Annotated in this window: 12 protein-coding genes; 2 read left to right on the top strand and 10 right to left on the bottom strand. The window is 37.2% G+C overall.

The genetic code is table 11. The features are described from left to right. Window positions 1-68: 68 nt before the first annotated feature. The 7 genes from abc-f to ADA55_RS16535 form a co-directional block, all read right to left on the bottom strand. Window positions 69-1,697: a ribosomal protection-like ABC-F family protein gene (gene abc-f, locus ADA55_RS16565; RefSeq protein WP_048685904.1), complete on the bottom strand. Its 1,629-nt coding sequence runs from the start codon at window positions 1,695-1,697 to the stop codon at window positions 69-71. A gap of 447 nt (window positions 1,698-2,144) precedes the next feature. Next, window positions 2,145-3,014 carry a cation diffusion facilitator family transporter gene (locus ADA55_RS16560; protein WP_048685902.1) on the bottom strand — a complete coding sequence of 290 codons (870 nt, stop codon included), beginning with the start codon at window positions 3,012-3,014 and terminating at the stop codon, window positions 2,145-2,147. A 191-nt stretch (window positions 3,015-3,205) separates the two neighbouring features. Beyond that, window positions 3,206-4,219, bottom strand: coding sequence for a sensor histidine kinase (locus ADA55_RS16555; RefSeq protein WP_048685900.1), 1,014 nt, complete (start codon window positions 4,217-4,219; stop codon window positions 3,206-3,208). After that, window positions 4,210-4,887, bottom strand: coding sequence for a response regulator transcription factor (locus ADA55_RS16550; RefSeq protein WP_048686023.1), 678 nt, complete (start codon window positions 4,885-4,887; stop codon window positions 4,210-4,212). Before ADA55_RS16550 ends, ADA55_RS16555 begins: the two co-directional genes overlap by 10 nt. A 17-nt stretch (window positions 4,888-4,904) precedes the next feature. Next, on the bottom strand, window positions 4,905-5,870 hold the full coding sequence (locus ADA55_RS16545; RefSeq protein ID WP_048685899.1) for an alpha/beta fold hydrolase: 966 nt from the start codon (window positions 5,868-5,870) through the stop codon (window positions 4,905-4,907). Between the two features lie 181 nt (window positions 5,871-6,051). Then, complete coding sequence (locus ADA55_RS16540) at window positions 6,052-6,603, bottom strand: dihydrofolate reductase family protein (protein WP_048685897.1); 552 nt, start codon at window positions 6,601-6,603, stop codon at window positions 6,052-6,054. Window positions 6,604-6,675: 72 nt separating this feature from the next. Continuing rightward, window positions 6,676-7,521: an aminoglycoside 6-adenylyltransferase gene (locus ADA55_RS16535; protein WP_048685895.1), complete on the bottom strand. Its 846-nt coding sequence runs from the start codon at window positions 7,519-7,521 to the stop codon at window positions 6,676-6,678. 208 nt (window positions 7,522-7,729) lie between these two features. On the opposite strand from ADA55_RS16535, the gene ADA55_RS16530 reads away from it, so the two are divergent. Further along, entirely contained in the window at window positions 7,730-8,056 is a 327-nt protein-coding gene (locus ADA55_RS16530) for an antibiotic biosynthesis monooxygenase family protein (protein ID WP_048685894.1), read from the top strand. A gap of 541 nt (window positions 8,057-8,597) precedes the next feature. On the opposite strand, the gene ADA55_RS16525 is transcribed toward ADA55_RS16530, so the two are convergent. Both ADA55_RS16525 and ADA55_RS16520 read right to left on the bottom strand, forming a co-directional pair. Beyond that, window positions 8,598-9,155: a GNAT family N-acetyltransferase gene (locus ADA55_RS16525; RefSeq protein WP_048685892.1), complete on the bottom strand. Its 558-nt coding sequence runs from the start codon at window positions 9,153-9,155 to the stop codon at window positions 8,598-8,600. Window positions 9,156-9,303: 148 nt separating this feature from the next. Then, entirely contained in the window at window positions 9,304-10,053 is a 750-nt protein-coding gene (locus ADA55_RS16520; RefSeq protein ID WP_048685889.1) for a class I SAM-dependent methyltransferase, read from the bottom strand. Window positions 10,054-10,486: 433 nt separating this feature from the next. On the opposite strand from ADA55_RS16520, the gene ADA55_RS16515 reads away from it, so the two are divergent. Next, the gene (locus tag ADA55_RS16515) at window positions 10,487-12,280 is read left to right on the top strand and encodes a LamG-like jellyroll fold domain-containing protein (protein ID WP_048685887.1); all 1,794 of its coding nucleotides are present in this window, start codon (window positions 10,487-10,489) and stop codon (window positions 12,278-12,280) included. Window positions 12,281-12,439: 159 nt separating this feature from the next. On the opposite strand, the gene ADA55_RS16510 is transcribed toward ADA55_RS16515, so the two are convergent. Next, window positions 12,440-13,336: a DMT family transporter gene (locus ADA55_RS16510; RefSeq protein WP_048685885.1), complete on the bottom strand. Its 897-nt coding sequence runs from the start codon at window positions 13,334-13,336 to the stop codon at window positions 12,440-12,442. Window positions 13,337-13,706: the final 370 nt, after the last annotated feature.

Below are 13,706 nucleotides of genomic sequence, written 5' to 3'. Positions count from 1 at the left end.
CACTTTAACCGCTCTTAAATCCAAGAAAAGGCCCCTCTCGATTGAGAAGGGCCATTAATGGATTTCATTCATCCTTCAAGCTCTTTTTTCTGGTTCAAGAGTTGGAGGTATTCCCTATCCAATTCCGCTTTTTCCTCTTCCTTCACAACACTGGACAGTTTCCCAAGTGTCTCGATGATTTGGACTTCAATCATAAGAAGCTCAGCCTGTTTATCTTGATGATCATCCTTGTTTGTAGCCGTTTTAGTTGCTTCCTGATTGATGGCAATTATTCTCGAAGGTTCATTTTCAAATGAAAGTGAATGTGTTGCAAGAGATTGGATCAATGAACGATCATGAGTCACAAAAACGATCGTTCCTGGATATGCTTTTAACACTTCGGTTAAGGCCTCTTTAGTATGAAGATCCAGGTAATTTGTAGGTTCATCCAAAACCAGTACATTATAGTTTCCCAAAAAAACTTTGGCTAGGGAAGCCCTGACTTTTTCCCCGCCGCTTAAAAGTGATACTTGTTTGTGAACGTCATTTCCTTTAAAAGCTAATCGTGATAATAGTGTACGAATAAAGGCTTGATTGTAGGGACTGTCCTCCAATATATTTTCGAGAACCGTTTTACTTTCATTCAAATTTTCTTGTTGTTGGGCAAAAAATCCAATCTTTGCCGGCTTCGCGACATATACATCTGGGTGCCTTTCCACTATCTTTTTCAATAATGTCGTTTTTCCTGAACCATTTTGACCATTGATGGCGAGTCTGCAAGCTAAGGGGACATCTCCGAAAATATGTTGTTTCAGCACCCGTGACCCGACTTTCAGGGAACAGCCATTAAATCGAATGACCCTTTTGCTATGCAAAGATGGAAATTCTGAAATATCAAAAATGATGGGGGGATCTTCCCTCGGTTTTTCTTTTTTTGCCAGTTTTTCGATTCGGGTTTCGATCGCTTCAGCAGAACGGTTCAATTTTGCCTTCTGTTTCCCGGAGCTCCGTTTATGCAGCCTTGCTTCTGAATTACCCATTCGTTTAGGGGCTTTCCTAATTGAATCGGATTTGGCTTGAAGGTTTTGTGCTGCCTGTTTCAACCGGTTCTTTTCACGGGTATACTCTTCATATTGCTTTTTTTCCTTTTCTGTTTTTGCTTGCTTTTGTTCTATATACGCTTCGTAATTCCCTTCATATACCGTTACCTTGCCTTGCTCAACTTCCCATATGGTTGTACACAGATGATTCAAGAATGCTTTATCATGTGAAGTAAGCAAAATAGCGCCATTAAAAGTTTTTAAATCCTTTTCCAATTGTTCAATTCCAGATATATCTAAATGGCTGGTAGGTTCATCCGCGATCAATACATCGGCATTGGAAGAAAGGGCTGCGGCTATTTTTCTTCGAGTTCGTTCACCGCCGCTTATGATTTCTTGTTCCTCATCGGGCAGTTTCCATATGCTCGTTAATACCCCGCTTATTTCTTGTTCAGTTTCTTCCATCTGCGGGATATAGCTGACTGTTCCATAGCTCTCGATATGACCGGAATCGGGTTCCCTCACTCCCGCTAGTATAGAAAGCAGGGTCGTTTTACCTTCTCCATTCCTGCCAACCAAACCAACACGGTCATGACTGTAAAGATGAAGTGTATCGATGGAAAGAACTTCACGGCTTCCGTAGCTTTTCTTTAAATCATTCGCTTTTAAAAATAACATAAAAAAATCCCCCTCCATTTTTTCTAGAGAGAGATCGCCTGTTACTAAATTAATATACATAAACCAAATATACCTCATCTGATTGGATATCAGAAAAAGTAATTGTATATGAATCAGTACCTATAAACGAACAGACGAATCCCATCTCTAAACATAATCATTAAAAATCTCACATGGGTATCTAAAAAGATTCTTGTTCAAATGAAAAAATGAATTCACTTTACTTACCGATAAAGCAAACAAAGTGAGGCGTATTTGCATTGAACATATCTAACCGATTACACCCATTGAAATTGATTCAGATTTACTGTTTATTAGATAAGATTACTGCTTCATTGTATAAGGTACCTTTTCCTTCCAATGTAATGAATTAATGATTGCATATTATTCATATGTTTGTAAAGCAGATTTAGACCCTTTTTTGTTCATTCATAATGAAAGAGAGAGTTAATTGGGCTCTACATGGACATGAACATCATACACTCCATGATCTTTCATCATCACTTTTTCTACATGTGTCGCTATATCATGTGCCTCTTTAATATCCAAGGTGGAATTGACAAGGATCACAACATCAATCACTTCATTGTTCCCGTAATTTCTTCCTTTAATTTCTTTTATCCCCTTGACTCCATCCACATTTGTAATTACATCCTTATATAGATGAATTTTATTTTCATCAAAACCGTCAGAAAGTTCATGCGAGGCTTGACTGAATATATCCCAGGCTGTTTTGCATATTAATAATCCAACAATGATGGCGGTAAGGGGATCAAGCCAAGGCATGTTTAATTGGGAGCCGAAAATCCCTATAGCTGTTCCTATACTTACCCAAGCATCGGAAATATTATCTTTCGAAGCTGCCATAACTGCTTTACTGTTAATTTTCATAGCAAGCTTTTTATTATATCGGTATACAAAATACATGGCTATTGCTGATAAAACACCTACATATCCGGCAATAATGTCAGGTGATTCCTTTCCACCTTTAAGCATGGAAGCAGCAGCATCTATCAATACTTGTACACCAACAGCAAACATGATAAACGAAGCTACCATTGATGCAATCGTTTCACTCTTCCAATGGCCATAACCATGATCTTTATCGGGGGGTCTTTGAGCTAGCCTTAAACCGATCAGTACGGCAAGTGACGCGATAATATCAGTCGTGTTGTTCAACCCATCCGCTTTTAAAGCCGCTGAGTCGCTTATGTATCCGATAGCCAGCTTCATGATTGATAGACAAATATAAGCAATAATACTGATGATTGCACCACGTTCGCCTAATTTGAGGTCATTATATTTTTGTTCTTCCATTCAACTTCCCCCCACAATTAAGTACCTGAATATCATATCAACTTAAAAATGGGTGGGTCTATAGCAACCTTTTTGTATCGCTTTATATAAGTAAGTGATATATAACTATGTTGCATAAGGCAAACTATCTGAAAAGAATGATATTGATGAATCCCTGACGAAATCCCCGGATGTCATCCCAGCAAAATAACCTAGTTCAACTGAGATTCATATGTATTTTCGACTGTAAAACAAAATAAAGTTCCGCTTTCATTAGATTCCAAATTATATTTTATATATAGTGTCTTAGCTATATCCTCAATTATTTTTAAGCCAAGTCCCTTACTTTTACTTTCGATATCAAAACCAATTCCATTATCCTTGATACTGACCACATTATTTTCAATGGTTATCACGAGTTTATCAGCCTTTGAATGGTTTAAAACATTTTGGAAGACGTTATCGAATAACCTTTGCAGCCACAAGTCATTACTCATCCATTCCAGCTCTCCATTTAAAGGATGATATATTAATTCAATACCATGCATGTTATACAAATAGCCCCATTTTTTAACCATCATTTCTAATAAAGCGTGCATATTCACTTTATCATTCAAGATATAAGAATTATCTAATTCAGCTGTGGATTGAATATTATATTCATTTGTTAATTCGGAAATATAATTTATTTGTTGATATAGTGATTGTAATAGTGGAGCTTGTTCCTTATATTGGCCTTCTAAATAAAATAATTGTAACCTTACTGCTGTTAAAGGTGTATTGATGTCATGCCTTAATTTATTTAAGAGTTCCTTTTTCATTTCCTCTTGTTGCTTTAACTCCAATTCCCGATAGGTCGTTCTTTCAATGAGTAAGTTTACCGATTTAGTTAATTTCCCGATTTCATCATTGTTATTAACCTCTAATTTATTCGGAATCTCCTCATCACTGGCTAAATTCCTGATAGTTTCATTCAATATATTTATTTTATTTAATAGTGAGTTAATAGATTTGGAAAATAAGAAGGCTAACAATAATAATGATAAAATGAATACTCCCAGCATTGTAGGATATGCAAAAGATTCATGAAAAGGAATGTCACCATTTTTAGTTTTAAAGGCCCAATCATAAATTAGTGACATAAGGATACTGATCATCAGTAATATACATGGCACGCTAATAACGGCACTGAATAACAATAGCTGGTATTTTTCCTTTAAATACATTTCTTTATATAGGTATTCAATCTATACCCTTCTCCATATATATTTTGGATGATTTCACCTGTGTTATCATTGATTTTGGTTCTAACTTTTTTTATATGTACATTCATGATATTTTGATTCCTATCTTCGAGCTGCCATAAATATTCAAAGAAATGTTCTTTCGTTAAAATCCGATCCCTATTTTCATATAAATAGAAAAAAATTTTACGCTCTATCGCAGTAAAAACCACTTCATTATGCAAGTCATTATTGAATACCCTCTTATGTTCGGCATCAATATATAAATGTTTAATTTGTGCGAAAGTACCATATTGATTTTCCAGCAACTTCTCCATTCTTAGTAATAGCTCCCTGGGATCAAAAGGCTTAGTCATATAATCCTCACCAATTTTCAAACCTTGCAGTTTGCTATCCATATCATTTCGGGCAGATAGAAAAATAACTGGAATATTCAATCCTAGACTTTTTAGTTTCTTTGTAATTTGATAGCCATCATCTCCTGGCAGCATAACGTCCATAATGACTAAATCGATTTCATTGATGATATCATTAATATCTTTTCCTTCTTTTATCCAACATACATTGTACTCTTCGCGTTGCAAAATTTTTTTCAGTAAATCACCAATCATCCAATCATCTTCAACAATTAAAATATTATATCTTTTCATCACAAAGCCTTTCTTCATTATTTGATAAATTCCATGGAAAGATCATAAATTTCATCAGGCGCGTATAAATAAATGCTGTGCGTCCCTTTCAGTTTTATTACATCCGCTTTTAATAGTTTCTCTGCAAAATCCTCATAATCGTCGTTTTTTTGTTTTGTATATTTTGAATTTTTATTTTCATCGGCTATCGCATCCAAGAATAAAATGGGGGTATCTTTTGGTATTGGCAAGTTAACTGATTTTTTACCATTATTGTAACTCTGTAAAAGTTCTTGCTCCATATCATCATTAAAAAACTGTTTATAAGATAGTGTTTTATACATTTCCTTTTCATGGTCAGTCAAAAATGATTGCCGGATCACTTCGGGATTATAAACATCAGAAGGTACAAGACGGTGCAAACCCATTTTCGTTAAAAGATTCACTCCTCTTACTGTCAATGAATCAACCATGCCCATTTTATGAGTCACATATTGGTGCGGTAAACCAATATCCAAAGCAATAATTCCCTTTACTTCACTCGGGTATTTTTGTGCCCAGTAAATAGCCTCAATACCTGATACCGAGTGTGGAACCAAAATATAAGGAGGTTTATTTCCACTTTCCATTAACGATTTCCTGCTTTGTTCCAATATTGTATCGATATCCCTATCATCATGAAAAACATCACTGTATCCATATCCAGCTCTTTCAATGACTGCAATCTTATTTTCTTTTGCAAACTTGCTATATAATCCTTTCAATTCATAAACAGGAGCAGCAATTCCGGAGCCGGACATAAAAACGTATGCATCCTCACCGCTGCCTTCCGTATATACATTAATTTCTTTGTTATTAAAATCAACGGGCGTTCCTTCACTAATTAATGATGATTCCTTTCCCTTTTGATAATTATGGTAGATAAAAACAGCAATCGCTACAAATAAGATCATAGCAAAGAAGGTAAAAAATATATTCTTTGATACTTTTACTATTTTTCTCATATAGAAAACTCCTTTCAAGTTATACTGAAAGGATATATGTTAAAAATAAATTTCTAATAAATTTTCTTTGTATATTTTCACTAAGAAAAGTTTAACTTTTAATGACCAGTGAATTTCATCAGAAAAAGGCTGCGCCAAAGCAGCCCTAACTATTGAAGGAAAGCAACCCTTTACCATATTCCTACGTATAAATAATATTATATGTAGGTTTAAGCACCCCGTTTGGATATTGTTTCATTTCAACTAAATCCAATTTTAGACTGGGCTTAACACTGCCGAAAAGAGGGATGCCTTCACCGATTATGACTGGATTCACTTTCAGCACCAATTGATCAATGAGTTTATGTTCCAATAACGTTCCAGCCAGTTCTCCGCCCCCGCAAAGCCATAGCTTTCCGTCACCTTGCCGCTTGAGGTTTTCAATAAACGCAACGGCGTCACCTTCGATAAGTTCAACCTCCTCATTCGATTCAAACTGAAGGGAGCTCGAAAATATATAATGTTTCAAACCCTTATAACCTGGTTCACCCGGTTTGGCTCCGAATTGAAATCCAAATTCATATGTTTTACTACCCATCAACACCGCTTCATAATGCTGGATATCGGATAAAAAGTCCGGGACATGCTCTCCTTCAAATAAGAAAAAAGAATGATTGATATCCCCTTCCAACATTGCTTGGTCGGCAATGAAATTATCCAGTGAAACTGCTACATGATATACCAATTCTGCCACTTAGCATCCCTCCAAAAGTGATTACACATTTTACGCGAACAAAGAGTGTGCCATAACCGATTGTAAAAGGTATCAGATAGCCATATCGATTATTCTTTTGATATGGTCTTCATTTGTTTCGACACCCAATCGAGTACATAAGTATTCATTTAGTCTGAGGAATTCCGGGATCATACGCCTTAGCGTTTTAATAATTTCATTAGAATTGCGCCCACAATCCCAACTTTCCAACAGGGATAATTGCTTTCCAGCTAATTTACTTCTATTGCCCTCGATTTTTGTCCATGCTCCATAGGGGACATCCATATGTTGTTCCATTTCCATATACCAACCAGACACAATCAGCCACCGTATCCTATCAAGATTGGATAGTGCATATAACATTTCCCTTCTCATAACGGCCCTGTAGGTTTCATGGACAAAAGCAAGCAGCTTTCCTCTCCAATGCTCAACTTCATCCGGTGTAGGTTTATACACTTTCTTTGCCGATTCCTTAATAACAGGACTCATAATATTAAAAGGATCATAGATGACTTCTACCTCTTTTAACCAAAAGGAGGGAACAATTTCCTCAGGTGCATGATACCAGCTATCCACTTTCACAAATGTATCATAATGAGTGACGAGATATGGTGAATAAGGATTGCAGTCTTCGTGAAATGAAACATCTCCCCATTTATTGGCTCTATCCCTTTTTCCCATTAAAAATTCTGCTTTACGTTTTGGAATTACAATGGTGTGCAAATCTATATCGGAGTAATGATCATCGTTTCCTTTTGCTAATGAACCAGCTATGTAAATAGCCAAAACATCAGGATCTGCCGTTAAATCTTTTAATGCTTTTTCCAAAAGAATATCGCGTTGTTTCGGTAAATACGCATCTCTTTCTATATGTTTGCTAACGAATCCCGCACACATGACCATCTCCTTTTTTTGTAAAACCGTCAAAGTAATATATATTCGTGAATTAGAATAAAATCCCTTTAACAGTATTGCCGTGTCAAAGATATATACTGCTTCTTACCGCCTTGTTTTCTTTGCTGAGTACCCGCTTTACCGGCATCTATCCATGCACTTGCCGATATGACATTATTTTGAATATTAAGTTAAAAGGAGGCATTATTTCATGTTTTTTGCAAATACCCCCGAACCGCCTTATTACGCTTGCATTTTCACTTCCCAAAGAAGCGATAAGGATGCCGCAAGCTATAATTCAACCGCTGAATTCATGGATGAACTTGCCGCTCAACAAGATGGCTATTTAGGAGTCGAAAGCGCGAGAGATCAAAACGGGTTAGGAATTACCGTATCCTATTGGAAGTCCTTGGATGCCATAAAGCTTTGGAAGGAAAATGCAGCTCACAAAAAGGCACAAGAAAAAGGTATGAAAGATTGGTACTCGTCATACACTACCCGAATTTGTAAGGTTGAAAGAGATTATACAAGCAAATAATGACTTCAGTTTAAAAAACGTTCTAACCGCAAGTGACTTTGGTATCTGCCAGTTACTCTCCAGGAGTAAGTGTAAATATCTTTAATCTAATAAGTGTTTCATAAAACAGTAAAAACCCATAATGGAAACTAGTTTAAACATGGTTTAGGATGAACAGCCTAAATTGTAAAATAACTCTAGTTGATTGGAATGGAAGGTACGAGACTCCTGCGGGAAAAGCGAGGCCAAGGGAGACCCCACAGGCGCAAAGAGCGCCGAGGAGGCTCCCGGACCGCCCGCGGAAAGCGAGTGCCTGGAATGGAAATCAACGTTCAAATTTACAAACCCTTAAAAAGTAAAATTGGTTTTTTTATGGGTGAAATTCATAAATTTCAGTTCTAGCTTTCCATTGAGTTTGTCTTCGGAATGAGACCGCTAAAATCCCAATTGGTAATCATCCCCTCAGTAAAATCGTAAAAGGGCTTTGGGATGAGAGCATTCCGAAATCCACTCTTGTCGACAAACAGGGACCGCTTCTTAAAGGATCTTCACAATGAATTAATTAAAAGGAAATGCCGTTAAGATCTTCTTTTAAGAGTGAGTACATGTATAAATCATCGAATTTGCCACGGGTAAATTCATAATGCCTAAGAAGTCCTTCTCTTCTAAATCCTTGTTTTTCCACTAGTTTTTGGGATGGGTGATTATCAGGTTCAATTAAAGCTTCAATCCTTTCCAGGTGAAAGTGGCGATAACCATACATAACAACGGCTTCCAACGCTTCACTCGCAATGCCTTTTCCCCAATGGTCTTTACTTAATTCATATCCAATTTCAGCACGATGGTGTTTGGTTACCATATTCAGAAAACCACAACTTCCTATAACCTTACCGGAATCTTTTAATGTAATTCCCCATCTAATTCCCGAACCTTTTTCGAATATAGATTCATACCACTTAATTTCATCCCATACATCATTTACTGTCTCGAATGGATCTAACCCCATTGGCTTCACCACATCTGTATCAGATAGATATTTGAACATGTCACCCGCATCTTCCAGTGTTACTTCCCTTAATATCAATCGTTTTGTTTCAATAACCGGATATACCTTCTCCATTCAATTTCCCTCCTCCAAACTCCCATTTCCATATTTAACTATTTAATCATTACCTAATTAAAGTCGATAATCAACGCTTAATTGCATAGAAAATTATGATAGTAAATAAAAAGGCGTCCCTACTTTCGTAGAAACGCCTTTTTTTCGTTTACTTCATTATTTTCGGTTCCTTTACTGCTGAGATCATTAAAAACATGGGCCTTCGATGTTCATCTTTCATTTCAGGAACACTTTTTAACATGTCATCAGAAGGCATCGGTTCCTTTACTGCCTTTATGCTGAAACCAGCACCAATCAAGTCATTCATATATGTTGAAATCGTTCGATGATACTTTACTACGTTTTCGGTTAAGAAGGTTGTTTCTCTCACACCTTCGTACTGATAGTTGTCAACTGGCCAATGCAGATGATTTCCGTAATCATCGTCATACCAAGCTTGTTCGTTCCGAGAAGTAAAGATTGGATGTTCAACCGAGAAAACAAAAGTGCCTCCGGGCTTTAAACAATCATGGACCTTTTTGCAGATTGCCTCATATGACTCAATGTAATGAAAAGCCAATGAACTGATAACCACATCAAATTCAGAGCCGGAAAAATCGATATCTTCAATCGGCATTTTAATATATGAAATACAAGGGTCATCCGTTTTTTCACGTGCTCTTTGAAGCATATTGCCGGAAATATCCACACCCACGACGGAACTTGCCTGTTGCTCTCGGGCAAATCGGCAATGCCAGCCGAAACCGCAGCCCAAATCAAGTACCGTTTTATTACGCAGATTTGGCATTAGCTCTTTTAATACATACCATTCTCCGGCAGCTTCGAGTCCTTTGACTGATCGTGGCATTTGCTCATACGCAGAAAAGAAATTTGCATCATCATATTTGTTTTGTTTCATAACTCATACATCTCCCATAATTCAAGATAGCCTCCTAAGATTTATACCACATCTATTACAGGAGGCTACCTATCTCCTTCTCACCATTTTTTTCACCTCATTATCTTGATGGATCACTGTCCTAACACTAACACATTGCTTGTTTTCCTACCCTCCCACATAAAGAACAAAATACTTCAAATTAGTTGTTATCCTTAATTTCAAATTGTAGGCATTAGGCCTTATCTCCTAATGCCTTTTTTAGTAATAAGTCTTTTTTACTCATCCTTAATAAGTTATCGAGAAGATAAGCAAACTATACCTTATTGCAGCTTATACGGAATCTCCCCTACCTAGGCTTATTTCTCAAAAATTACCCAGGTAGTAAGTAAAGAATACATGTTTAACCATTATTCTTAAATTGCTTAATCTAATTTAAAGGGGTGAATATATTATGAGAATGAAAAAAGCATTTATAGGTCTCTCACTCTTATGTATGATTGTTCCTGGTATTGCCAAGTCAGCCGATTCTTTAAATTCCGTTGCTGAAAATGATCGGAGCAGTATCGTTGCAAATTGGAAATTCACAAAACAACATGTTAAAAGCGGTTCAATCGATAAAGGTAATTTAATTATTGAAGATACAACCAAACAAGGAAATGATTTAGAGTTAGTGACGATCGGTGACCCTGCATCACCCGAATTAAAAAATATGTTGAAATGGTCTGAAGAAGATTATTATGCTCAAGATAAAGTTGATAGCTTGAAATTCGCCAATTACGAAAACGCCCCTGCCGGAAGATATTTTAAAACCAAACGGGATGCACCTATCAATTCAGAGAATTTCGATAGGGGTTTTACCATTGAATTTGTATTTAAGATGCCAAGGAAACCCAAAAGTGACATGGGGCTTTTTTCAAGACAAGGACAGGCGGCATATCTTAATAAAATGGAAGGCGAGAAAAAAATCCTTTCTGCTTTATCTATATCCAGTGATCAAAAATTGCACTGGACAAGCCATCCATCCAATTTAAACTATAATGTAAGCAATTGGTCTCGTTCTTTAAATGCTGGTGAATGGTACCATTTGGCAGTCGTTAATGATGGTAGCACGACGACTCTAACTTTAAATGGCGTTAGTGATTATGGAGAATCAGAAAGGGCCATAGGTATTGCAGCATTAAAAGGTAAAGGCTGGAATATCGGCGCAACAGAGTTAGGAAATAAGTTAGATGCACTTTTCGCAGGGAATATTCAGGAAATACGAATTGCCAATAGGGCATTAACTGAAAAAGAATGGCTAGTACAGGATGCTCGTGACGATGAACCCTTTGAAGGATCAAACAAGTCCTTTCCCATTCTAACGAATAAGAAGAATTACAATTTCCTTTTTGTTCCAGATACCCAGAAATATTCAAGCCAAAATCCTGAGATTTTCAATAGCCAAATGAACTGGATATCCAATAACACCAAGAAGAACAATATTATCATGAATACATTTGTTGGGGACATTGTCGATAGTGATTCAGAAAAACAATGGCAGAATTCGCTCAGAGCCATTTCCCTTTTGGAAAAAAAGGAAATTCCATATATGATGGCGGCTGGGAATCATGACTATGCTGCCGGAGATCCTTTTTTAACACATTATGGGCCACAGCGTTTTATGAATAAAAAATACTATAAGGGGTCGGCCCCCTCTGGATATAGCTCATATGCAATCGCTAAGGCAGGGAGTTATGAATACTTAGTTTTAATCGTGGATATGAAAAATCTGCATAAGGACTTGGAATGGTCAAAAAAAGTTCTGGAACGGCATAAAGATAAACCAACAATCCTCGTCTCACATGATATTATTTTTCCGAAAGTTAAAAGAGATAAAACCATTGCCGTCGATTCGTCCAATGGCCGTCTGATATGGGATGAACTTGTCAAGGATCATAATCAAGTGTTCATGACGGTTAATGGACATTTTTATGGGATAGCGCATCGGGTAAAACAAAACTCAGCAGGAAATGATGTCATTCAAATGCTGGTCAATTACCAAACGAATTATCGAGGGGGAAATGGCTGGCTAAGACTTGTAGAATTTGATGAAAAGAAAAATGTATTATTATTCCGGACTTATTCCCCATATGTCGATGGAATGACTAGGAAAGAAAAGTCCTATATTGATTATAAATTTTTAACAGGTGAAAATAATTCATTTAAATTGGATTGGGACTTTAAGCATAGATTTAATTTCAGGTAATGTACAGGGCGGAAAAATCCAATTCCCCAGGTGTATTTGATTAACCTCATCAACCTGGGTGAATTCACTTTATTGGGCTGCCCTCCTATGTGTTGAGCTGTCCAAGAAGGATAGACGTACATTCATGATGATCTGGGATGCTGCTATTTTTTCTGGTTTTCATGCTGCTTTTTTCACCACTGATTTATACTTTCCGAAACCATTAACGACAAGGACCCCCAATATCGCAATACTGCCGCCAATGACTGAAAGGGTACTAGGTACCTCCTGCAGCCAAACCCAAGCGACGAAAATGGCAATCACAGGTTCAATGTACAACAAACTGGAAACGGAACTGGCTTTTCCTAATGATAAAGCGATTGCCCAAGTTACATAACCGATGGCCGCAGGGAAAATACCAACAAAAATCGCTGATAAATGACCTTCCAAAGTAGCTTGTTGAATTTCTTGAAATAGCCCAGGAAAAAATATAAAAAAAGGTATTGTACCGATCCATGTAAAGTAAGCTGTCAATTCAATCGGATTATAACGGCTAAACAGTGGCTTTTGGAATACAAAAAACACCGCAGAAGCAATAGCTGACATCAGTACTAAAAAAGCTCCTTCAGAAATATTCAGGGAAGGGCCTGCGGTACCTAATGTTATTAAGGTGATTCCTGTGAATCCTATTGCTAAACCAATCCATCCGTATAGTCCGAGGCGTTCTTTTAAAACGAACGCAGCAATGATCGCGATGAAGACAGGTGCCGAACCGATCAGCATTCCAGCCGTTCCCGCCGAAACTGTTTGTTCCCCGAATGTCACACCGATATGGTAAATACTAATACCAATAAATGCAAGGATCGAAATCCTCAACAAATCCGCTTTTTTCGGGAGTCGAAATTTCACCCCAGGCCAGAGAGCATATAGGATAAAAACCCCTGATGCTATAAGATAACGAACAAGTACCAAATGGCCGGCTGAATATCCGCCATGTAAGCTTGCACGAATAGCAGCGAATGTAGATCCCCAAATAATAACTGTAATAGATGCCAATAAAAATGCCTTTGTGTTCAAAACATATTCCTCCCAACCATTCCCTATAAACTGAAGGTATCATGGATACGTGAGAACTTCAATACAATTTCTATCTCGCTGTGAAGTGTCACAGTAAAATTGCGAATTAGAGCACTATCTGTCAGTAATAATCGCCGACGAAGTAAATACCAGATAGGCTTGGAAAGGAAATCTTTTTGGATCCCGCTTAGAAAAGCATGCTAAACAAAAGCTGCTTCGTATAGGAAGCACCTTTTGTTTAGACTGTAGACAAACTCGATATTAAGATTGCCTATATTTTTTTGAGTGAGTGTAAAATATGAACGTTGATTGGAACGTAGGGCACTCGCTTTCCGCGGGCGGTCCGGGAGCCTCCTCGGCGCTCTTGGCG

The sequence above is a fragment of the Bacillus sp. 220_BSPC genome, from assembly GCF_001054655.1.
GTDB classification, from domain to species: Bacteria; Bacillota; Bacilli; order Bacillales; family DSM-1321; genus Peribacillus; species Peribacillus frigoritolerans.
The sequence above is the reverse complement of the archived record's forward strand: the minus strand, read 5'-3'. Positions and strand labels throughout refer to the sequence as shown.